This window comes from Xanthobacter sediminis (assembly GCF_043195015.1).
Classification (GTDB): domain Bacteria; phylum Pseudomonadota; class Alphaproteobacteria; order Rhizobiales; family Xanthobacteraceae; genus Xanthobacter.
Genome location: NZ_JBAFWH010000009.1, coordinates 60,258 through 81,105 on the forward strand (window position 1 = coordinate 60,258; position 20,848 = coordinate 81,105).

Genomic DNA, 20,848 nt, shown 5'->3' on the forward strand with positions numbered 1-20,848 from the left:
TACCGCGTGGGCGCGGCCCATGGCCGGCCGGACGGGCCATGGGCCTTGGGCATGAACGAAACCACGGGCAGCCCGGCGCCGCCCTGCCCTTAGATCGTTTTCAAGCGAAGCGGGTTCCGGCTCGCCTCAAGAAAATGCGCGGCCTCAATAGTTTAGCGTGACGTCTTTGAGCCGGTGCGCGCGGAATACGCCCTGGAGGCAGGCGCACTCAGCGGCAGACCACGAACACCGTGAACACCTTGGCCCGCTCCGCGATGGTCGCCGGGTCCAGCGCGGCGGTATCGGCGGAGCCGAGGGCGGGGGTCACCGCGTTGCCGTCGAGAAAGGTCTGGGCCACCGAACTCTTGATGGCAAAATTCACGTTCTGCGCCAGGTCCTTGGTTACGGAAGCGAGGCGCAGGGCATTGAGCTTGGACACCACCACGCCGGCAATGTTGCCGTGCTGGTCCATCAGCGGGCCGCCGCTGTTGCCGGGCTGCACCGGCGCGGAAATCTGCAGCATGCGGCTGTCGTCATTGAGGCCGGAAGTGGCGGTCACGTTGCCCACGGTGAAGTTGCCGGAACTGGCGAGAATACCGGCGAGCGGGAAGCCGTAGACATAGATGCTGTCGCCGATGCGGGTGCGCGGCGCGAGGGTCGGCACCGGGCCGGCGGGCCCGTTCACGGCCTTCAGCAGGGCGAGGTCGTTGGTGGAGTCGCGGGCGATCACCTGCACCGGCTCGCTCACCGCGCCCTGCCGGGTGATCTCCACCATCTTGCAGCCGTCGATGACGTGGAAATTGGTGAGCACGTGGCCGCTGGCGCTCACAAAGAAGCCGGTGCCGGAGCTGCTGCCCTCGCCTTTCGAATCGTCCTTGGGCGTGGAGCGGGCCTGAGAGGGCTCCTTCCCCTCGCGCTTGAGGTAGGCGATGAGGTCCTTCTGGCAGTCGATGACCGCCTCCAGCGCCGCCATGGAGCCGGAGAGGGAGAGCCGCGTGATGCTCTTACCCTCATAGCGCACGTCGAGCCCGCCGGCGCGGGCCAGATCGACCATGAAGCTGTCCTTCAGGTCGGTGCCCACCAGGCTCCTGCCGGCGTCGGACTCAGCGCCGGTGAAGTTGCCGTGCCAGCGGCCACCGCCGCGCGCCAGCATCTGGATCTTGTAGGACTTTCCGGCCTCGATCGAGCGCCAGCGGGGATTCGACAGGCCAAAGAAGGACTTGCCACCGTCCGCGAAGCCGAACCAGACGGTGGTCTGGTCCTCGTATTTCGCCTTGGCGAGGCAACCGGCCGCCCTGGTGTTGACGCCGATATCCCAGCCGCGCACCTCGGTGATCGTCTCGTCCATGGCGAGCAGGCTCTGGGCGCGCGCCTGCGGCCCCGCCCCCACCGCGCCGGCGAGCAGCATCAGCGCGCCGAGGAGCCGCGCCATCACCCCCCGCAGGGGCAGCCGGGCCATCGTCATGGCTTGGACGACACTGGAACCGCCTCGGACGAGGGCTTCGCGAAGGGATCGTCACCGGCGCTGGCCTGCGCGGAGGCCGTGCCGGACGACTTGCCGCCCGCAATCTTCTTGCTGTTCTTCTGCCCGGAGCTGCGGGAGGACGTCTTGGGCTTCACCGGGCGCGGAGCGGCGTGGGCGCGGCCGGCGCCGGCCATGGCGCCGAGCACCGCCGCCCCCACCACGGCCCCGGCGACAATGCCGAGCGCGGTGCGCGCCGAACCCGCATGGGCCGAAGCAGGCACCAGCAGCAGCGCCGCCGCCATGACCGCCACAACCTTGAACGGCGCTCCGCCGAGAATTCCGATCTGCATGGCCCCAGCCCCCTGGAAGTCAACGCACGGGCGCGCGCAAGCGCGGGCGCCGCAACTCTATTACCAAACGTTAATGCTCGCCAAAATTGTTTTCAAGAGCTTGGGCCGCACAATCTCTGGTGGGGGCTGCACACCGAGTTATGGCGTTTTTTCGTTCGATACACGAAAACGTGATCGAAAAATGGAATGGCTCCAGATGGCTGCAGCGCAGCATTTCACGTGGCTCGCACGGAGTTTTCCACGTGGAGGGGCCATTCCACAGTTGCGGCACGTCAATGCGACGATACATTCCGCGTCCAATGTCGGCGGCAGGTACGCCGCGGTGGCGGATGTCGGATGCATTGAAGCCGGCCCGCGGGCGTGATCGGCCCGCGTTTCTCCGGAAGCGAAGCGCCCCGATGCCGCCGCCGCCCGCACCCGGAGGCTTTGCGATGGACAGCGACGTTTCAGGCACACGCAGATCGAGATGGAAAGTGGTTGGCGCCCTCGCCGCTGCCGCGGTGATTGTGGGCGCGGGCGTGTTCTGGTGGGTGGTGACGCCGCCTCCGGTCGAGAACGCCGGCCGCACCCTGCCCAAGACCGCGGATGCCGACCTGATCGCGCGCGGCAAATATGTCGCCGAGCTGGGTGACTGCGTGGCCTGCCACACCGCGCCGGGCGGCCACCCCATGGCCGGCGGCCTGCCGCTGGAGACCCCCTTCGGCGTGATCTATTCCACCAACATCACGCCCGATGCCAAGGACGGCATCGGCAAGTACAGCTTCGGCGAGTTCGACCGCGCCATGCGCCACGGCGTAACGGCGGACGGCCGGCACCTCTACCCGGCCATGCCCTACCCCTCCTACGCCAAGGTGGCGCCGGACGACATGTATGCCCTCTACGCCTACCTCATGCAGGGCGTGGAGCCGGTGGCGGCGCCGAACAAGCCGCTCGGCATCTCCTTCCCCTTCAACCAGCGCTGGGGCCTCGCCTTCTGGCAGAAGGCCTTCATGGATAACCGCGGGTTCGAGCCCGACCCCACCAAGGACGCGGTGTGGAACCGCGGCGCCTATCTGGTGGAGGGCCTCGGCCATTGCGGCGCCTGCCACACCCCGCGCGGCATCGGGTTCCAGGAAGTCGCCATGTCCGGGCGCGGTCCGCACGGCGACAAGTTCGTCTCCGGCGCCAAGGTGGAGGAGTGGAACGCCATCAACCTGCGCGACCTGTGGACCGTGCCCGACACGGTGGAGCTGCTGAAGACCGGCCAGAACCGCTTCGCCACCGTCTCCGGCTCCATGACCGAGGTGATCCACAATTCCACGCAGCACTTCAGCAACGATGACCTGATCGCCATCGCCACTTACCTGAAGTCGCTGCCCACGGCCCACCCGCACGAGGTGACGCCCCTGCCGGTGAACGACACCGTGCCGGAAGCCATGTTCACCACCCGCGGCGGCCTCGCCTACGCGCAGTTCTGCACCGATTGCCACCGCCTGAACGGCGCGGGCGTGCCCAAGGTGTTCCCGCCGCTCGCCGGCAACCCGACCGTGATGTCGGATGATCCGGCGACCCTGATCCACATCACCCTCACCGGCTGGAAGACGGCCGAGACCAACGCCTATCCCCGCGTGTTCACCATGCCCGGCTTCGCCCGGCTGGATGACCAGGAGGTGGCGGAGATCCTCACCTTCGTCCGCTCGAACTGGGGCAACACGGCTCCGGCCGTGACCACCGAGCAGGTGAAGAAGGCCCGCGCCCTCATCGATCCCAAGATCGACATGTCCAAGTTCGAGACGCCGCGCCTCGCCAACCTGCTGAACGAGCCGAACGCCAAGCAACTGGTGTGGGGCATGCGCCTCAACACCGAGACCCACACCCTGCTGCCCAAGAATGTGGGCGACGTGCTGAACTGCACGAGCTGCCACCTCAACGGCGGCACCGTGGCCGATGGCTCGCCCTATGTGGGCGTCTCCGCCATGTTCCCGAGCTACGCGCCCCGCGCCGGACGTGAGATCACGCTGGAGGACCGCATCAACGGCTGCTTCCTGCGCTCCATGAACGGCAAGGCCCTGCCCAAGGAGGGCGAGGACATGAAGGCCATGTTCGCCTACTTCAACTGGATGAAGGGCGCCACCAAGCCGGAGGACAAGGTGGAAGGCCGTGGCGTCGGCAAGATCGACCAGAAGATCAAGCCCAACGTGGAGAACGGCAAGCTGGTCTACGCGGCCCAGTGCGCCGTCTGCCACGGCGCCGACGGCGAGGGCCTGCAGGACGCCAAGGGCAACTTCGTCTACCCGCCGCTGTGGGGCGACAAGTCCTTCAACATCGGCGCCGGCATGGCCCGCACCTACACCGCCGCCGCCTTCGTGAAGCGCAACATGCCCATCGGCTTCCACGAGAAGTTCCCGCTGGGCCAGGGCGGCCTCTCAGACCAGGACGCGGTGGACGTGGCGGAGTTCTTCACCCACATGCCGCGGCCGGACTTCGCGCCCAAGGTCAACGACTGGCCGAAGGGTGGCAAGCCCGCCGACGCCCGCTACTGACCCCGTTGCTCCGCGCCTTCCCCGGAGGGCGCGGAGCAACGGCGGCTCTCCTGATCATGAAGCGCCCGGCCCCCACGGCCCGGGCGCTTTTTTCTGCCCGCCGGGGATGGGGGATCGCGCCCGCGCTCCTTTGCCCAAGGGCCCGGCCACTCCTTCAGCTCCTTGCGCGGCATGCCGGTGAATGTGCGCCCATGAGCGCAGGCGGCCTGCTACCGTCCGAAAACCGCGTGCAGCCGCCAATTCCACCGCGGACATGGCGAACAGGAGGCGGCGCGGCCGGCCGCGTGTCTCGGCAAGCCGGGACGGTCCTGCGCTCACGCCCCGTTGGCGCAGCGCCACTGGTGAGGCGTGTCGCCCGCGAAGCGGCGGAAGACCGTGGTGAAATGGGCCTGGGTCTGGAATCCCACCGCCAAAGCGATCTGCACCAGAGGCTCGCGGCTTTCCCGCATCATGCGCTGCGCCAGCTCGATGCGCCGCCGCAGCAGGAACGCGCGCGGTCGCAGGCCCGTGGCCACGCGGAACTGGGCCGCGAAATGCATGCGGCTGAGGCCGGAGGCGGCGGCCATGTCGGCCAGGGAGATGGGCTCGGCAAGGTGCGTGTCGACGAAGGCGAGCACGCGCTTCAGCCGCCATGCCACGAGGCCGGAACGAGGCCGGCGCGGCGTCTGCTCCGGCCCGATGGCGGGCGGAGCCTCCGGCGCGGCGCTGGAAGACGCGGGCAGCTCAACCTCTTGCCCGGCGGCGGGCTCCGCCTGCAACCGCGCCCGCCCCAGCATGCGGGCGACCACCGCGAGGCGTAGCGCATCCGCATAGAGGCCGGCGAAGGCATCGGCACTGCGCTCGGCGGCGGCCAGCGCGCGCGACAAGGTCTCCACCACCGCGTCGCCAGCCATGGCCGGGTGCGGGCCGACGAGCCGGGCGGCTTCCCCCGCGCCGACACGGAAGTGGATGGTCTCACCCGTCCGCGTCCCTTCGGCGCGGGCGATCTGCGGGGCCTCCCCGCCACCGGAACCGGAACTGATGGCGATCTCCACCCCCATGTGCGCCAGCCGCAGCCGCAGGGTTTCGCCACCGTCCCCGGCAGCATCCGGCACCAGGCAGGGAAAGGGCGGGGGGAGGAGGCACGCGGCATCGGCGGCGGGAACAGGCTGGGCGTAAACGGGCATGGACCGGACCCCTCTGGTCTTCATGGCTCTGAATGGCCATCTGGAAGCCCGGCGGGCCAGCGGCGATCCTGCGCCGCGGCGGCCGGAAACTCCCGGAAATGGCGATGCCCAAAGACTAGCAGCGGCCCCCTCGGCCTCCATTCTACCTGCGTTTCGCGATGCATATGATGAGGTTGGGTGCCCCATACCAAGGTATGTTCCAGCAAGGCGCCGCCGTGCTATCGCGATAGACGGCGGGACGGCTCCGGCCGCCATGGTGGGGCCGCCCCTGCGTCAGCCCGGCCGGGGCGCCGGCAACCGCATTTGGCCGAGACCACGCGCGAGGGATCGCCGTTCATCCCGCATGGTCTCCCGAGTTTTCATCGTGACTTCGAACCCAAGCCGCTGCGCACGTCCAACAGATTTGCCCGAGACGCGAGAGAGGCATCGCATGTCATCCTGGGAAGGCTCCGCCCCCGTGGCCGACGACAGCGGCGTGCGCCACCGGCTCGGGCCGGCGGCCGTGGCGATGCTGGCGGCCGCCATCTTCCTCATCGACACCTTCTCACCCCTCGATATGGCGATCGCGGTGCTCTACGTGGTGGTGGTGCTCATCGCCGCCGGCTTCGCGGAGCAGCGGGGCCTGCTGCTGATCGCCGGCACCTGCATCGCGCTTACGCTGCTCAGCTTCGCCATTACCCACACCCACACCTATGACCTCGCCTCCGCCATGCGCTGCGTGGTGAGCCTCGCGGCCGTCAGCGTCGCCACCCTGCTGTCGCTCCGCAACCAGTCGACGACGCGCGCCCTGCGCGAGAAAGCGGCGCTGCTCGATCTTTCCCATGATGCCATCTTCGTGCGCGCGCCAGACGACACCATCACCTACTGGAACCGCGGCGCCGAGGAGCTCTATGGCTGGTCACGGCAGGAGGCCCTCGGCCAGCCGGCGGCGGTTCTGCTGCGCACGCGCTTCCCCGCCCCGCGCGCGGCGATCCGCGCCGAGCTGCTGCGGACCGGCCGCTGGGACGGGGAACTGCTCCACATCCGGCGCGACGGCGGCGCCGTCACCGCCATGAGCCGCTGGTCGCTCCGGCGCGACGAGCGCGGGCGCCCGGCCGCCACCATGGAAACCAACAGCGACATCACCAGCCGCAAGCGTGCCGAGGACGAGCTGCATCAGGCCCAGGCAGACCTCGCCCACGTCACCCGCGTCGCCACCATGGGGGAGCTGACCGCCTCCATCGCCCACGAGGTCAACCAACCCCTCGCGGCAGTGGTCACCAATGGCGAGGCCTGCCTGCGCTGGCTCGGCCGCGCGGTGCCGGACCTCGGCGAGGCGGAAGCCACCGTGCGGCGCATGATTGCCGATGCCCGGCGCGCCAGCGACGTGGTGGCGCGGCTGCGCGCCCTGGCCCGGCGCGCCGAGCCCGAGCACCTGCCGCTCGATGCCGCCGAGATGGTGGCGGACGCCCTGACGCTGATCGAGCGCGAGCTCTCGAACCACCATGTGCGGCTGGAGGCCGACCTGCCCGCCGGCCTGCCGCCGGTACCGGGCGACCGGGTGCAGCTGCAGCAGGTGGTCATCAACCTCGCGCTGAACGCCATCCAGGCCATGGATGCGGTGCCGGCGGAGCGGCGCCGGCTCGCCATCGGCATCGCGCCCGAGGCGCCGGGAGCGGACGGCGCGGGCGGCATCGCCATCACCGTCGCCGACACCGGACCGGGGGTGGACGAGGCGGCGCTGCCGGTGCTGTTCGACGCCTTCTACACCACCAAAAGAGATGGAATCGGCCTCGGCCTCTCCATCTCCCGTTCCATCGTGCACGCGCACGGCGGACGCATCGCCGCCACCCGCGAGGCGGCCGGCGGCATGCGCTTCACCCTCACCCTCCCCGCGACCGAGGACCGCGCATCGTGAACCGTCCCCAGCCTCCCCGCTCCGCGCCGCCCGCGCGCGATCCCCTGGTGATCGTGGTGGACGACGACCCCTCGCTGCGCGAGGCCCTCTCCAGCCTGTTCCGCTCGGTGGGACTGGAGGTGGCGCTGTTCGCCTCGGCCGCCGAGCTGCTGGCGGCGACACTTCCGGACGCGCCGCGCTGCCTGGTGCTCGACATCCGCCTGCCCGGGGTGAGCGGGCTCGACTTCCAGGCCCAGCTCGGCCGCACCGAAAACGACATGCCCATTATCTTCATGACCGGGCACGGTGATATCCCCATGACCGTGCGCGCCATGAAGGCGGGAGCGGTGGACTTCCTCACCAAGCCCTTCCGCGACCAGGACATGCTGGACGCGGTCGCCGCCGCCATCAGGATCGACGAGGCCCGGCGCGAGACGCGCCGGACGGCCTCCCGCCTCGACGGGCTCTACGCGGCCCTCACCCCGCGCGAGCAGCAGATCATGACCCTCGTCACCCGTGGCCTCATGAATAAGCAGGTGGCCGCCGAGGTGGGGCTCAGCGAGATCACGGTGAAGATCCACCGCGGCAACGTGATGCGGAAGATGGAGGCACGCACCCTCGCCGATTTGGTGCGCATGGCCGAGGCGCTCGGCCTCGGACCCGCGAAAGGGTGAGCGGGCAAACGTGTGTATGATTCATCCGGAGCGCTGTTCGAAGCTATAGTCGCTCCAAGTCCCCCGGAGCAGGCCGCGCCGGAGGAAAAGTCTTGAGGTAGATCGAAGTGTCCCCTGCCCCGATGATCACGATCATCGACGATGACGAATCCGTTCGCGTCGCCACTGAAAGCCTCGTGCGATCTCTGGGGTTCGGCGCGAAGGCCTTTGCCTCGGCCGAGGATTTCCTCAGGTCACCGCTTCTCGGCCACACTGACTGCGTCATCACCGATGTGCAGATGCCCGGCATGACCGGTGTGGAGTTGCAGGGCCACCTGCGGGCGCGCGGCGATCTCACCCCCCTCATCTTCATCACCGCCTTCCCGGAGGAGCGCATCCGCCGGCAGGTGGACGGGGCCGGCACCTTCGGCTTCCTCGCCAAGCCGTTCGACGGCAGCACCATGATCGCCTGCATCGACGAAGCCCTGAACGCCGGTGGGTGCTGAGCGTAATATCAAAGGCCGCGAGCTTTTCTCACAGGCCGTTGATCCAGCCCGTGCAGCGGAGAGCAAAACTGAACCGCCACCGCTCTAAGACCCGGCCAAACCCTCGCATGTGCGGCAGGCATGACAGTTCAATTCAGAGCGGATTGGCCTTCTTCCGGAGCATTTTCCGTCCACATGGGTTCGCGGCAACACTCCGGATCATCGAGACGACGCATCTTCCCGACGCGAACCGGTAGCCACCTCGCTTACAAATGCTCCCGCTGTCCATCGACAAGGGCACCGTGGGCGGATGCTTTTCCCGGTCATGGGGAGATCGATCCTGCCGGGGGGCAAGGCCGTGAACCGCCACGGATATTCAAGCGATCAAGGCGCGCCGGGGCCCCCTGCGCATGCCCACCGAGCTCGGCCCCAACGCCCATCGGTGGCATCGCCGCCGCCCTCACCGGCCTCCCCGCCGATGCCTTCGCCCCCGCATGAAGACGAAGCACTTCCCTTGGTCCATGTCCGGCCCACACGTCCGCGACGACCACCTCCTGCCCGACGGGCAGGGCGTGCAGGTCTTCGCCGTCACCGACGACATCGCCGGGCGGGCGCGGAAGGCGGGCGGCAGCACCCTGTGCTCCATCGGCCCCATCCGGCGCCTGCGGTGCGGCGCGGACAACGACACCCATTTCGCCACGCCCAGCGATGGGCTTCGTCACGTTCCTGCGCGAAGTACATGGGGCCCGCGACGAGGTCGCCACCGCCAGCCCGGTAGAGGTGTGGACCGACGACGCCGAGCGCCGGGCGCGGCTCCTCCCAAAGCCACACGCGGCGCCGGGAGAGGCCGGCCCCCGGCCCGTCTTCAGGAGCCGCGCAGCAGCAGCTGCGCGTGCACCTGAAGGGCCGTGGCGACGGCGCCGAAGGCGATGCCGAGGGCGCACGCCAGGGGCCAGCCGCCCTCGGCCCAGGCCAGCATGGTGAGTGCCGAGCCGAGCGCGCCGCCGATGAACATGGTGCCCATGAACACCGTGTTGATGCGCGCCCGCGCCTCGGGGCGCAGCGCATAGACGATGTGCTGATGGGAGACCAGCGCGGCCTGGATGCCGAAATCCAGCAATATGCAACCGACCACCAGCCCGGCCATCCCGCCCCAGGCGCCGAACAGCAGCCAGGAGGCGAGCGTGGCCACCACCCCGAGCAGCACCGCGCGCGCGGGGCCGTGCCGGTCCGCGAAGCGCCCCGCCAGCGGCGCCACCAGGATGCCCACAGCCCCCACCAGACCGAACAGCCCCGCCACATCCGCCCCGAGATCGAACCGCGGCGAGGCGAGGCGGAAGGGCAGGACGGTCCAGAATACGGTGAAGGCGCCGAACAGCGCCGCCTGCGTGACCGCCGCGAGGCGAAGCTGCGGGAACTCGCGCCACAGGCCGACGACGGAAACCAGGAGCGAGCCATAGGACAGCCCGGCATCCGGCCGGCTGCGCGGCAGCACCACAGCCATGAGGCCGCCGGCGGCAAGCGACATGGGCACCGCCACCCAGAACATCTCGCGCCAGCCGCCGTGGGTGGCGACGAAGCCGGCCAGCGTGCGGCTGAGCAGGATGCCGCTCAGCAGCCCGGCCATCACCATGCCTACCGTCGCGCCCCGCCGCTCCGGCGCGGCGAGGTGCGCGGCCAGCGGCACCACCTGCTGCGCCACGGTGGAGGCGAGGCCCACCGCGAACGAGGCCAGCGCCAGCACCAAAGCGTTCGGCGCGGCGGCCGCCGCCACGAGCGCGGCGGCCAGCACCATGAACTGCACGACGATCAGCCGCCGCCGCTCCACGAGGTCTCCCAGCGGCACCAGCAGGAACAGGCCCACCGCATAGCCGAGCTGGGTGGCGGTGGGGATGGCCGCGGTGAGGCGGCCGGGCAGCTCGCCCTCGATCACCGCCAGCATGGGCTGGTTGTAATAGATGTTGGCGACGGCGATGCCCGCCGCCGCGGCCATGGCCAGGGTGGCGCCCGAACCGGCCGTGGGGGCCGGCGTCTCGCGCGATGTCATCTCGCTCTCCAGTGGGGCCGGCGGCTGCGGGCGCGATGCGCGCTGCTCCCCGGCTTGAGGAGAGCCGAAGATGCCGTAGCCGGTGGCCGCTGTCTTCCTCTTCGCACGGCATTCACGCGGTTGCATGGTATATTCCTGCCGCTGGCGCATCGGCGCAGCGAGGCGTGTACAATCCCAGATACGCAGACGTGAGCATTACCGCCGAGAGGAGCTTGTCGCGAAGCCGACACATCTCCTTGCCACCTAAAGTATAACTTGACGGTTTTATCCATTTTTATTTTTGGCCACATCGACACGCCCGCTAACCAAAGACCTCCGCCTCTCACTTTACGGCTATACATTCGAGCGCGCCCGTTCCATGAATCGAACGTAACCGCATGTCTTGATGGGGGTCATCTGGCATGAGTTCGTTCTCGCTCAAGGTTCGCCTTCTCTTCCTGGTCGCAACATTCATGGCGGGCCTTGTGGCCATTACCGCCGTGTTCCTGGTCGACCTGTATTCAAGCATGATGAACGAGAGGAAGGGCGAGATCCGGCACATCGTCGAGGCTGCGGTCTCCCAGCTCAAGGGGCTCGATCAGGCGGTTCGCGACGGCCGCCTCACCAAGGCCGAGGCGCACGAGCGCGCGGCCGACATGATCCATGCCATCCGTTTCGACGGCGGCAACTACCTGTTCGTCTACAGCTTCGACAGCACCACCGTGCTGCACGGCACCCGCGCCGACCGCGAGAACAAGGACGCCTCGGGGGAGAAGGACGCCTACGGCACGCTGTTCGCCCGCCAGCAGGTGGCGCACGGCAAGGCCGGCAGCGGCTACACCACATATTACTTTCCCAGGGCCGGCGACGACCCCACCCCGCGCCAGAAGATCTCCTTCGAGATGGGCTTCGCGCCCTGGGAATGGGTGGTCGCCGGCGGCGTCTATGTGGACGACATCGACAGCGCCTTCTATGCCCAGCTTCGGGTGCTGGGCACCATCATCGTGCTGGTGCTGATCGTCCTGGGCGCCGCATCCTATCTTTTCTCACGCTCCATCTTCGGGCCGCTGGAGCGCCTTTCCGGCGAGCTGCGGGCCATCGGCGACGGCAATCTCGATGTGGACATCACCACCGCCCGACGCCGCGACGAGATCGGCGCCATCGGCAAGAGCGTGGTCTACATGCGCGACCGGATGCGGGAGGGTGACCGGCTGAAGCAGCAGCAGGCGGAGCAGGAGCGGGCCGAGCACGAGGCTGTCGTCCGCCGCGAGCAGCTTGCCAAGGGCTTCGTGGAGCATATGCAGCGCCTCGCCACGGGCTTCGCCACCTCCTCGCGCGAAGTGGCCGATGCGGCGCGCAACCTCTCCGCCACAGCCGAGGAAACCTCGCGCCAGGCACAGGCCGTGGCCGGCGCGGCCGAGGAGGCCTCCTCCAACGTGCAGACGGTGGCCGCCTCCTCGGAGGAGATGGCCGCCTCCATCCACGAGATCAACAGCCAGGTGACCACCTCCGTACGGATCGCCGACAGCGCCTTCACGGAAGCGGAAACCTCCAACGCCCGCATTTCCGATCTCGCGACCGCCGCCGCCGCCATCGGCGACGTGGTCAATCTCATCAAGTCCATCGCTGATCAGACCAACCTGCTCGCGCTCAACGCCACCATCGAGGCGGCGCGGGCCGGCGAGGCGGGCCGCGGCTTCGCGGTGGTCGCCTCGGAGGTGAAGGAGCTCGCTGCGCAGACCGCGCGGGCAACCGAAGACATCCGCACCAAGGTGGGAGAGATCCAGGAAGCGACCGACAGCTCAGTACAGTCCGTGAGCGGCATCGCCCGTGTCATCGGAACGGTCCGGGAGATCGCCGAAGCCATTTCCCGCGCCATCGAGCAGCAGAGCGCCGCCACCTCGGAAATCGCCCAGAACTGCCAGCAGGCGGCGACGGGAACCCATCAGGTGATGCAGAACATCTCCGGCGTCGGGCAGGCGGCAGGCATGACCGGCTCCGCCTCCACCCAGCTCATGACCCTTTCCAGCGGCCTCTCCGACCAGGCCCACGAACTGCGGCAGGCGGTGGACGATTTCGTCACCAGCTTCGCGGCGGCGGCCTGAGGCGAGCTGACAACAGCGTTCCAACGAGAAAGCGCGGCACCGGCCGCCGCGCTTAGGGTGAAGCGAGAAACCACCACGCGGCGGGCTGCGGGCTTGATGTGCGCACCCGCCGCTGCCGAAAGGCCGGACCGGAGCGCTGGAAAGCATCGCGGAAACCGGTGGATCGATGCCATGGGCAGCAAGCGTGCCCACCGCCCTCGCGGTCTCAAGGGCGGTGGGGCGCGGGCCGCCGGAAGGAAAATCTCCATGTCCGCAGCCTCCCGCGTCCTCGCCTCCCTCAAGGCCTCCATCGGCGACATCGTGTTCGGGATGGAGGACGGCACAGTCTCCATCTTCGGCCTCGTGTTCGGCGTCGCCATGAGCACCGACGATCCGCGCACGGTGCTGATTGCCGGCGCCACAGGCGCGGCGGCCGCCGCTGTCTCCATGATGGCGGGCAGCTATCTCGACGCGGAATCGGTGCGTGATGCCCGCAGCGCGCGGCGGGAAGGCTCCCTCGACCCGGAGGCCGCACGCGTCGAGACATCCGCCATCACCACCGCGCTAGCGCGCGGCGGCATGGCGGAGGACGACGTGGCGCGGGTGGCGGACGCTCTCGCCCGCGCGCCACGCGCCGCCGCCGGCCTGCGCACCGAGCTGGACGAGGCGGACGATAACGCCACCCCCGCCACCCACGCCTTCTGGATGTTCGTGTCCGACCTGTTCGCGGGCTTCACGCCGGTCCTGCCCTTCGCCCTCCTGCCCATGGAGAGCGCGCGCATCGCCTCGCTCGTCCTCACCACGGTGCTGCTGGTGGCGCTGGGCGTGGGGCGCGGCCTTGTGGCCCACCGCCCGGTGCTGCGGGCGACCCTGGAGACCCTCGCCATCGCCGCCTCGGCCGCCGTGGCCGGCGTGGTCATGGGGCGCCTGCTCTCCTGACGCGCACCTGCGAACTCACCCCCAGGGCCAGCGCGGCGCACAGGCCCAGCCGCACGATGCGGCCCCAGCCGCTGGCGGACAAAGACACGGCAGCTGTAAGGCCGAGCCGGGCCGCCTCCGCCACCGTGGCCGGCGTGGTCATGGAGCGCCCTCTGTCCTGAAGCACGCCCCGGGCAGCTCACCCCCAGGCCAGCGCGGCGCACAGGCCGAACCGCTCGGTGTGGCCCCAGCCGCTGGCGGATAAAGACACTACGGCTGTGAGGACGAGGCCGAACCGGCCCGCCTCGGCCACCGTGACCAGCATCATCTGAGGCGCCGGCTGTCTGACACACGCCCGGCGGGCTAAGGCCCAGCCTGACATGGCACGCAGAGCCGGCCAACCCACCCGGGGGCTCCAGCCGCAGCCGGAAAGCGGCGCGCATAGCTGCGACGGCGAGGCCTAGCCCGGCCGCTACCGCCACCGCGGCCAGCATCATTGAGAGGCCAGCTCTCCTGATACGCCCCTGGCAGACTCACCCCCAGGCCAGCACGGCGCGCAGGCCTGACCGGTCGGCGCGGTTCTCCAGCCGCAGACGGGCGCCGGCCCTCGCGGCGGCGAGGCTGGCGATGGTGAGGCCGAGCCCGCTGCCGGAGGCGCTGCGGTGGCGCCCCCGGTAGAAGCGCTCGGCCACGCGCGGCAGCTCCTCGGGCGGAATGCCCGGTCCCTCGTCCTCCACGCACAGGCCGTCCGCGGTGCGCCGCCAGGAGACGCTGCCGGCGCCGCCCATGTGCTCCACCGCATTCTCGTGCAGGTTCCGCAGCACCAGATGCAGCGCCTCCCGCCCGCCGGGCAGCGGCAAGCCGTCCAGCGCCGCATCCAACGCCACCTCAACGCCCGGCCGCGCGGGCGCCTGCTGCACGATCTCGCGCAGCAGGAGGCCGGCATCCACGCGCTCGCCGGCGGGGGGCGGCAGCTCGGCCTCCAGCTTGGCCAACGCCAGAAGCTGGCGCACCATCCGCGCGGTGCGATCCACCGAAAGGAGGATCTGCCGCAGGGCCCCCTCGCGGGTCGCGCCGTCGCCGGCGGCGAGGGCCACCTGGGCCTGGGTCTTCAGGCCGGCGAGGGGTGTGCGCAGCTCATGGGCGGCGAAAGCGGTCACCGTCCGCTCGTGGCGCCGCGCCGCCTCCACCTTGCCGAACAGGCCGTTCAGCGCGGCGATCAGCGGATGCACCTCGGCCGGCGTGTCGGCGGCGGCGATGGGGCGCATGTCCTCGCCGTCGCGCGCGGCGATCTCCCGCGCCAAGGTCCTCAGGGGCCGCAGCCCGCGCCCGAGGCTGACCCAGATGAGCAGGCCCAACAGCGGCACCACGAGCACCACCGGACCCACCAGCCCGGCCACCAGGTCCCGCGCCAGCCGATTCCTGAGGCCGACCCGGTCGCCCACCATCACGCGCACGCCCTTGCTTTCGTCCAGGATGGTGTAGACGCGCCACTCCTCCCCGTTCACGTCGCGCCGGGAGAAGCCCTCGCCGGGCCCGGCGAGGGCCTCCTCCGGCGCGCCCGAGGAGCGGGCCACCAGCTTGCCGCCCAGCGACCAGATCTGGCACGAGAGCTGGCGCTCATAGCCGCCTTCGGAGAAAGCAGGGGCCTGCGCGGCGGGCGAGATGTTGCCGTCGGCCACCAGCGAATGCACCATCCGCGCCGCCTCCTGCAGGCGCGCGTCCAGCACGCGCTCCAGCTCGGCGCGGCTCGAAAGGTAGATCCAGCCCGCGGCGCACAGCCAGATGGCCCCGGTGGCCGCGAGCAGGATGAGGAACAGCCGCCGGCGCAGGGAGATCATTGCGGCCCCCGCACCCGGTAGCCGAGGCCGCGCACCGTCTCGATGACGCCGCGCCCCACCTTGGCCCGGAGGTTGTGGATGTGCACCTCCACCGCGTTGCTCTCCACCTCCTCCTGCCAGCCGTAGAGCCGTTCCTCGATCTCGCCCTTGGAGCGGATGACGCCCGGCCGCTCCATGAGCGCGCTCAGCACCGCGAACTCGCGCCGGGAGAGCGCCACCGCCCGCCCCTCCACGGTGGCGGAGAAGGTGGCGGGGTCCAGCACCAGGGCGCCGGCCTTCAGCACCGGCCGCGCCCGCCCCTGCCCCCGCCGCGCGATGGCGCGCACGCGGGCGGCGAGCTCGTCGAGGTCGAACGGCTTGCCGAGATAGTCGTCCGCCCCGGCATCGAGGCCGCGCACCCGGTCGGCGGTGTCGTCGAGAGCGGTGAGCAGCAGCACCGGGGTGGCATCGTCCCGCGCGCGCAGGTCGGCGAGCACGTCGAGCCCCGAGCCGTCGGGCAGCATCAGGTCCAGCACCACGGCGTCGAAGCGGCCGGTGGCAAGGGCGGCGCTCGCGTCGGCGCAGGAGGACACCTCGTCCACCGTCGCGCCCGAGAGGCCGAGCCCCACCTTCAGCCCATCCATCAGGACCGGATCGTCCTCGACGACGAGTATGCGCATGGTCGTTCCTCCCTTCCGCCATCCCGTGCCGTCCCCAGCTTAAGGCCCACTTAAGCTGGAGGAACGAGGAAGCGGGCCATCATGATGATGAGAGCCCTTCCCCGCATCGTCGCGTCGCTTCTGGCGGCACTTTCGGGCCTGACATGGGCGACAGGCGTCCTCGCCGACAGCCAGAAGCCGCTGAAGGCGAACGAGGCCTTCCGCATGGAGGCCGCGCGCGCCGCCGACGGCACCCTCGCCCTGCGCTGGCGCATCGCGCCCGGCACCCATCTCTACCGCGAGAGCCTGAAGGCCGAGCGGGATGGCGCGCCCGTCGCCCTTCTCACATCCCCCGGCCAGGAGAAGGACGACCCGAACTTCGGCCCCGTCGAGGTCTACCACGGCGAGGCGGAGGCGCGCGTCCCCGGCCTGCCCGCCACGGGCGCGCTCACGGTGTCCTACCAGGGCTGCGCGGAAGCGGGCATCTGCTATCCGGTGGTGCGGCGGCAGGTGGACCTCGCCACCCTGGCGGTGGAGGCAACTGCGCCGCGCACCTTCGCCGGCGGAACGCGAAGCGGGAGCCCGGCAGAGGCCTCAGGCCCGGCCACGGCGCCCCGGAGCGCCACCGCAGACAGCGACGCGCGAGCGAGCGAACCGCTCCCGGACGCGCCGATGGCCCGGGCCGCCCCGGCGGCGGCCACGCCGGGCTCATTTGCTCCGAAGCCCACGCCGGCCGCCGGACCCGCGGCTGAAGCCCCGCCCTTTCCCGCCGATGCCTCCGGCAGGGCGATGACTCTATTCGGCGGCAATCTCGCGGCGCTGCTGCTCGCCTTCCTCGGCTTCGGGCTGCTGCTGGCCTTCACGCCCTGCGTGTTTCCCATGCTGCCCATCCTCTCCGGCATCCTCGCGGGCGGGGAAAGCCGGCCGGGCCCCGCGCGCGGGTTCGCGCTTTCGGCCGCCTACGGGCTCGCCATCGCCGCCGCCTATGGTGTGCTCGGGGTGGCGGCGGGCTGGTCCGGGGCGAACCTCCAGGCGGCGCTGCAGACCCCGTGGGCGCTGGGTGCCATGGCGGTGCTGTTCCTCATGCTCGCCCTCTCCATGCTCGGGCTGTTCGACCTTGCCCTGCCTTCAGGGCTCGCGGCACGCCTGCCGCGCGGGCGCGGCGGCTCCCTCTCCGGAGCGGCGGCGCTCGGCTTCGCCTCGGCGCTGGTGGTGGGCCCGTGCGTGACCCCTCCGCTCGCCGCAGCCATGCTCTATGCCGCCCAGACCGGGGATGCCGCGCGCGGCGGCGCGGCGCTGTTCATGCTCGGCCTCGGCATGGGCCTGCCGCTGGTCCTCGCGGGCACCTTCGGCGCGCGGGTGCTGCCGCGATCGGGGCCGTGGCTGCTGCGCATCAAGCAGGCCTGCGGCGCGCTGTTCCTCGGCGTCGCGGCGGTGCTTGCCACCCGCCTCATGCCGCCGCCGGCCGCGCTCGCGCTGTGGGGAACGCTGGCGGTGGGCGCCGGCGTGTTCCTCGGCGGGCTGGACCGCAGCCGGCCCGGCCATGGGCCGGCGACACGGCTCGCGAAGGCGGCGGGCCTCGTGGCGCTGATCTACGGCGGCACGCTCATCGTCGGGGCGGCCGGCGGCGCGGGCGACCCGCTGCGTCCCCTCGCCTTCCTGGCGCAGGAAGCCGGCGTGGTACCACAGGCGGAACAGGAAGCGCGCGTCTCTTCCCCCGCCGCGCTCGATGCCGCCCTCGCGGAGGCGGCCGCCGGCGGCAAGCCGGTGCTGGTCTCCTTCACCGCCGGCTGGTGCACGGTGTGCAAGTCCAACGAAGCCGTCATGGCGGAGCCCGGCGTGCGCACGCGCATCGCGCGCCTGCCGCGCATCGCGGCCGACGTGACCGATTACGGCGAGGACGAGCGCGCCCTCATGTCCCGCTTCTCGGTGATCGGGCCGCCCACCCTCTTCCTCATGGACGCCGCCGGGCGCGAGCTGCCGGGCACGCGGCACGTGGGCGCCCTGACCGCCCAGGACATCGACGGCCTCGCCGCCAAGGCGGGCCTGTGACCCTCAAGAACAAGGAAACCCGCATGCGACGCAGGGATTTCATCCGCCTCGCCGCCCTCGCCCTCATGCCGCCCGCCCTCGCGGCGGGCGCCGGGCGGGCCCTGGCCCAGGGGGTGGACGTGGACGCCATCCTCCGCGACCCCGACGCCCCCACGGCGGGCAACCCGGACGGCGACGTCACCATCGTCGCCTTCTTCGACTACAACTGCCCCTACTGCAAGAAATCCGCCCCCGACCTCGACCGCGTGGTGAAGGAGGACGGCCGCATCCGCGTGGTCTACAAGGACTGGCCCATCCTCACCGAGGCCTCGGTCTACGGCGCCCAGCTCGCGCTCGCGGCCCGGTACCAGGAGAAGTACTTCGCGGCGCACGGCGCGCTCATGGGCATCCCCGGCCGCAAGATCCCCAAGGAGCAGATGCTGGAGGCGGTCAAGTCCTCCGGTGTGGACATGGAGCGCCTCAACCTCGATCTCGCCCTCCACGGCCCGCAGATCTCCGCTTTGCTGAAGCGCAACAACGCCCAGGCGGAATCCATCGGCCTGCAGGGCACGCCCACCTATCTCGTCGGGCCGCTGCTCGCCTCCACCCTCGATTATGCGAGCTTCAAGCGCGCCATCGCCGAGGCCCGCCGCCGCCAGGCGACCGGCGAGTGAAGCCTGCCATGGACAAGGACCGCCCCGTTGCGCCCTCGGCCCCGTGCCGCCCTTCCGCTCGCGCGCTCGCCGCCGTGCTGGCGCTGCCGCTGGCGCTTGCCGCCTGCGTCACCGGCGGGCCGGACGCACCCTCAGCCGCGCGCCCTGCCGGCCTCTCGCCCGCCGACGCGCAGCGCTACGGCGCGGCGCGGGATGGAGGCTTCAGCATTCCGGCGGTGGACCCGCAGGACATGAAGCCGCGCAACGCCCGCCAGCTAGTGAGCGACCCCACCGGGCAGGCGCCCGGCACGCTGGTCGTCGATCCCCGGAACCGCTTCCTCTATCTGGTGCAGGAGAATGGAAAGGCCCTGCGCTACGGCGTCGGCGTGGGCCGGGCCGGCATGGAATTCTCCGGCAGCGCCCGCGTGGGCGACAAGCGGGAATGGCCGAGGTGGCGGCCGACCGACGACATGATCGCGCGCGAGCCGCGGAAGTACCGGCCCTGGGCGGGCGGCATGGCGGGCGGGGAGGAGAACCCCCTCGGCGCCCGAGCGCTCTATCTCTACAAGGACGGCAAGGACACGCTCTACCGCATCCACGGCACCAACGAGCCCTGGTCCATTGGCGAAGCGGTGTCCTCCGGCTGCATCCGCATGATGAACCAGGACATCATCGACCTCTACGGCCGCGTGCCCGAGGGCGCGAAGGTGGTGGTGCTGCCGATCTGATCCCACGCCGGATGCGACCACTTTGCTGCGGGTGGAACGGCGCCGCGCCCCTTGACGGCCGCCCGGGAACAAGCCGTAGCTGCGCTGCAAGAGGAGGCGCACGCCGCGCCTCGCGCAGAATGGGGTGGGCCGCGACGTGCCGTCCGAGACATCGACAGAGGCGGACCTGATCGCCGCCGCCGCTGACATCCTCTTCCTCAGCGGGCAGTCCTCGGAAAGCACCGGGGCGGCGGTGCGCCAATTCGGCGACGCGCTCGGGGTCAAGGCGGACCTGCTGCTGCGCTGGGGCGAGGTGGTGCTCTGGGTGGAGGGGCGGCCCGGCCCCATCATCATCGCGGCCAAGCCCACCAGCGTCGACATGGGACGGGTCGCCGCCGTGCTCCGCATCATCGACGACGTGGCCACAGGCCGCCTGGACCCCGCGGGCGCGGCCGCCGGGCTCGAAGCCGTAAGCCGCATGCCGCCCGTCAATATGGTGCGCTTCGCCGTCATGGCCGCCGCCGGCGCGGCTGCCCTCGGCGCGATCTTCGGCGCCGGCAATTTCGCGACGCTCGCCGTCATCGCCTTCAGCGCCGGATGCGGCGGGCTGCTGCGGCGGGCAATGGCCCATCTTTCGCGCAACACCCTCATCCAGCCCTTCAGCGCCGCGCTGTTCGCCGGAGTGGCAGGTGTCGTCGCCATACACATGGATATTGGGGTGGACCCGCGCCTGGTCCTGGTGTGTCCGTGCATGGTGCTGGTGCCAGGCCCCCACGTGCTCAACGGCACCATAGACCTTGCCCGCGCGCGGCTCACCATCGGCTCGGCGCGGCTGGTGTTCGCGGGGCTGGTGGTGCTGATGATCTGCGCCGGCCTCCTGCTGGGGCTCATGGCGGGGAATATCGACCTGCCCGCAGCGGGGCCGGATCGTGCGGTGCCCTGGTATGGCGACGTCATCGCCGCCGGCATCGCCGTCTCCGCCTACGGCACCTTCTTCAACATGCCCTGGCGCATGCTGCCCGCCCCCATGCTGGTGGGCATGCTGGCGCACGGAGTGCGCTGGCTGCTGCTGGCCTCGGGGGTGACCATCGCCGGCAGCAGCCTTGCCGCATGCTTCATCGTGGGCCTTCTGGCGGCGCCGCTGACGGCGCGGCTGCGCTATCCGTTCGCCGGCTTCTCGTTCGCGGCCGTGGTCTCGATGGTGCCGGGCGTGTTCCTGTTCGAGGCCGCCGCCGCGCTGGTGGAGCTGACGAGCATGGGCGAGGGTGCCCCGGCCCAGCTCCTGGTACACGCTACGGTGAACGGCATCACCGCCCTCATCATCATCCTCGCCATGACGGTTGGCCTGATCGTGCCCAAGATGATGTACGACAATTACCTGGGCAGCCTGCGCCATCGGCAGTAGGCACGGAACCCGCGCCACCTCGCTGCGTTTGATGGGAGATGTCACTCTG

Annotated in this window: 18 protein-coding genes; 10 read left to right on the plus strand and 8 right to left on the minus strand. The window is 70.5% G+C overall.

Annotated elements, in window-relative coordinates; genetic code table 11:
• Positions 1-208 precede the first annotated feature (208 nt).
• Positions 209-1,438: a S1C family serine protease gene (locus V5F61_RS13245; RefSeq protein ID WP_394104045.1), complete on the minus strand. Its 1,230-nt coding sequence runs from the start codon at positions 1,436-1,438 to the stop codon at positions 209-211.
• A 2-nt stretch (positions 1,439-1,440) separates the two neighbouring features.
• Positions 1,441-1,794: a hypothetical protein gene (locus V5F61_RS13250; RefSeq protein WP_393988468.1), complete on the minus strand. Its 354-nt coding sequence runs from the start codon at positions 1,792-1,794 to the stop codon at positions 1,441-1,443.
• A 473-nt stretch (positions 1,795-2,267) separates the two neighbouring features.
• On the opposite strand from V5F61_RS13250, the gene V5F61_RS13255 reads away from it, so the two are divergent.
• Positions 2,268-4,316, plus strand: a complete 2,049-nt coding sequence (locus V5F61_RS13255; RefSeq protein WP_393988469.1) for a c-type cytochrome — start codon at positions 2,268-2,270, stop codon at positions 4,314-4,316.
• A gap of 314 nt (positions 4,317-4,630) precedes the next feature.
• On the opposite strand, the gene V5F61_RS13260 is transcribed toward V5F61_RS13255, so the two are convergent.
• A complete protein-coding gene (locus tag V5F61_RS13260) occupies positions 4,631-5,482 on the minus strand; it encodes an AraC family transcriptional regulator (protein ID WP_393988470.1) in 852 nt (283 codons plus the stop codon).
• A 430-nt stretch (positions 5,483-5,912) separates the two neighbouring features.
• Between V5F61_RS13260 and V5F61_RS13265 the strand changes: the two genes are divergently transcribed.
• The 3 genes from V5F61_RS13265 to V5F61_RS13275 all read left to right on the plus strand — a co-directional run bounded on the left by V5F61_RS13265 (position 5,913) and on the right by V5F61_RS13275 (position 8,517).
• The gene (locus V5F61_RS13265; protein WP_393988471.1) at positions 5,913-7,379 is read left to right on the plus strand and encodes a two-component system sensor histidine kinase NtrB; all 1,467 of its coding nucleotides are present in this window, start codon (positions 5,913-5,915) and stop codon (positions 7,377-7,379) included.
• Positions 7,373-8,032, plus strand: coding sequence for a response regulator transcription factor (locus V5F61_RS13270; protein ID WP_393988627.1), 660 nt, complete (start codon positions 7,373-7,375; stop codon positions 8,030-8,032). Before V5F61_RS13265 ends, V5F61_RS13270 begins: the two co-directional genes overlap by 7 nt.
• Positions 8,033-8,154: 122 nt before the next feature.
• Positions 8,155-8,517 carry a response regulator transcription factor gene (locus tag V5F61_RS13275; RefSeq protein WP_393988472.1) on the plus strand — a complete coding sequence of 121 codons (363 nt, stop codon included), beginning with the start codon at positions 8,155-8,157 and terminating at the stop codon, positions 8,515-8,517.
• A gap of 844 nt (positions 8,518-9,361) precedes the next feature.
• On the opposite strand, the gene V5F61_RS13280 is transcribed toward V5F61_RS13275, so the two are convergent.
• Complete coding sequence (locus V5F61_RS13280) at positions 9,362-10,543, minus strand: MFS transporter (RefSeq protein ID WP_393988473.1); 1,182 nt, start codon at positions 10,541-10,543, stop codon at positions 9,362-9,364.
• 401 nt (positions 10,544-10,944) lie between these two features.
• On the opposite strand from V5F61_RS13280, the gene V5F61_RS13285 reads away from it, so the two are divergent.
• The gene (locus V5F61_RS13285; RefSeq protein ID WP_393988474.1) at positions 10,945-12,627 is read left to right on the plus strand and encodes a methyl-accepting chemotaxis protein; all 1,683 of its coding nucleotides are present in this window, start codon (positions 10,945-10,947) and stop codon (positions 12,625-12,627) included.
• Positions 12,628-12,873: 246 nt separating this feature from the next.
• Positions 12,874-13,545 carry a VIT1/CCC1 transporter family protein gene (locus tag V5F61_RS13290; RefSeq protein ID WP_393988475.1) on the plus strand — a complete coding sequence of 224 codons (672 nt, stop codon included), beginning with the start codon at positions 12,874-12,876 and terminating at the stop codon, positions 13,543-13,545.
• Here V5F61_RS13290 and V5F61_RS13295 read toward each other — a convergent pair.
• From V5F61_RS13295 to V5F61_RS13310, 4 genes are all read right to left on the minus strand, one after another.
• Complete coding sequence (locus V5F61_RS13295) at positions 13,523-13,687, minus strand: hypothetical protein (RefSeq protein ID WP_394104046.1); 165 nt, start codon at positions 13,685-13,687, stop codon at positions 13,523-13,525. The genes V5F61_RS13290 and V5F61_RS13295 overlap by 23 nt on opposite strands.
• Positions 13,688-13,723: 36 nt before the next feature.
• Positions 13,724-13,852, minus strand: a complete 129-nt coding sequence (locus tag V5F61_RS13300; RefSeq protein WP_393988476.1) for a hypothetical protein — start codon at positions 13,850-13,852, stop codon at positions 13,724-13,726.
• A gap of 205 nt (positions 13,853-14,057) precedes the next feature.
• Entirely contained in the window at positions 14,058-15,365 is a 1,308-nt protein-coding gene (locus V5F61_RS13305) for a sensor histidine kinase (protein WP_393988477.1), read from the minus strand.
• A complete protein-coding gene (locus V5F61_RS13310; protein WP_393988478.1) occupies positions 15,362-16,024 on the minus strand; it encodes a response regulator in 663 nt (220 codons plus the stop codon). Before V5F61_RS13310 ends, V5F61_RS13305 begins: the two co-directional genes overlap by 4 nt.
• A gap of 81 nt (positions 16,025-16,105) precedes the next feature.
• On the opposite strand from V5F61_RS13310, the gene dsbD reads away from it, so the two are divergent.
• The 4 genes from dsbD to V5F61_RS13330 all read left to right on the plus strand — a co-directional run bounded on the left by dsbD (position 16,106) and on the right by V5F61_RS13330 (position 20,799).
• The gene (gene dsbD, locus V5F61_RS13315; protein ID WP_393988479.1) at positions 16,106-18,055 is read left to right on the plus strand and encodes a protein-disulfide reductase DsbD; all 1,950 of its coding nucleotides are present in this window, start codon (positions 16,106-16,108) and stop codon (positions 18,053-18,055) included.
• A gap of 23 nt (positions 18,056-18,078) precedes the next feature.
• Positions 18,079-18,708, plus strand: a complete 630-nt coding sequence (locus tag V5F61_RS13320; protein WP_393988480.1) for a DsbA family protein — start codon at positions 18,079-18,081, stop codon at positions 18,706-18,708.
• Between the two features lie 8 nt (positions 18,709-18,716).
• Positions 18,717-19,415: a L,D-transpeptidase gene (locus tag V5F61_RS13325; RefSeq protein WP_393988481.1), complete on the plus strand. Its 699-nt coding sequence runs from the start codon at positions 18,717-18,719 to the stop codon at positions 19,413-19,415.
• A gap of 136 nt (positions 19,416-19,551) precedes the next feature.
• Complete coding sequence (locus V5F61_RS13330) at positions 19,552-20,799, plus strand: threonine/serine exporter family protein (RefSeq protein WP_393988482.1); 1,248 nt, start codon at positions 19,552-19,554, stop codon at positions 20,797-20,799.
• Positions 20,800-20,848 lie beyond the last annotated feature (49 nt).

Bases quoted from the DNA above. Each gene is read 5' to 3' on its own strand.
- V5F61_RS13290 (WP_393988475.1), top strand. From the start codon at position 12,874: ATGTCCGCAGCCTCCCGCGTCCTCGCCTCCCTCAAGGCCTCCATCGGC.
- V5F61_RS13310 (WP_393988478.1), bottom strand. From the start codon at position 16,024: ATGCGCATACTCGTCGTCGAGGACGATCCGGTCCTGATGGATGGGCTG.
- V5F61_RS13285 (WP_393988474.1), top strand. From the start codon at position 10,945: ATGAGTTCGTTCTCGCTCAAGGTTCGCCTTCTCTTCCTGGTCGCAACA.
- V5F61_RS13275 (WP_393988472.1), top strand. From the start codon at position 8,155: ATGATCACGATCATCGACGATGACGAATCCGTTCGCGTCGCCACTGAA.
- V5F61_RS13300 (WP_393988476.1), bottom strand. From the start codon at position 13,852: ATGATGCTGGTCACGGTGGCCGAGGCGGGCCGGTTCGGCCTCGTCCTC.
- dsbD (WP_393988479.1), top strand. From the start codon at position 16,106: ATGATGATGAGAGCCCTTCCCCGCATCGTCGCGTCGCTTCTGGCGGCA.
- V5F61_RS13265 (WP_393988471.1), top strand. From the start codon at position 5,913: ATGTCATCCTGGGAAGGCTCCGCCCCCGTGGCCGACGACAGCGGCGTG.
- V5F61_RS13325 (WP_393988481.1), top strand. From the start codon at position 18,717: ATGGACAAGGACCGCCCCGTTGCGCCCTCGGCCCCGTGCCGCCCTTCC.
- V5F61_RS13295 (WP_394104046.1), bottom strand. From the start codon at position 13,687: ATGACCACGCCGGCCACGGTGGCGGAGGCGGCCCGGCTCGGCCTTACA.
- V5F61_RS13305 (WP_393988477.1), bottom strand. From the start codon at position 15,365: ATGATCTCCCTGCGCCGGCGGCTGTTCCTCATCCTGCTCGCGGCCACC.
- V5F61_RS13245 (WP_394104045.1), bottom strand. From the start codon at position 1,438: ATGGCCCGGCTGCCCCTGCGGGGGGTGATGGCGCGGCTCCTCGGCGCG.
- V5F61_RS13320 (WP_393988480.1), top strand. From the start codon at position 18,079: ATGCGACGCAGGGATTTCATCCGCCTCGCCGCCCTCGCCCTCATGCCG.
- V5F61_RS13280 (WP_393988473.1), bottom strand. From the start codon at position 10,543: ATGACATCGCGCGAGACGCCGGCCCCCACGGCCGGTTCGGGCGCCACC.
- V5F61_RS13250 (WP_393988468.1), bottom strand. From the start codon at position 1,794: ATGCAGATCGGAATTCTCGGCGGAGCGCCGTTCAAGGTTGTGGCGGTC.
- V5F61_RS13260 (WP_393988470.1), bottom strand. From the start codon at position 5,482: ATGCCCGTTTACGCCCAGCCTGTTCCCGCCGCCGATGCCGCGTGCCTC.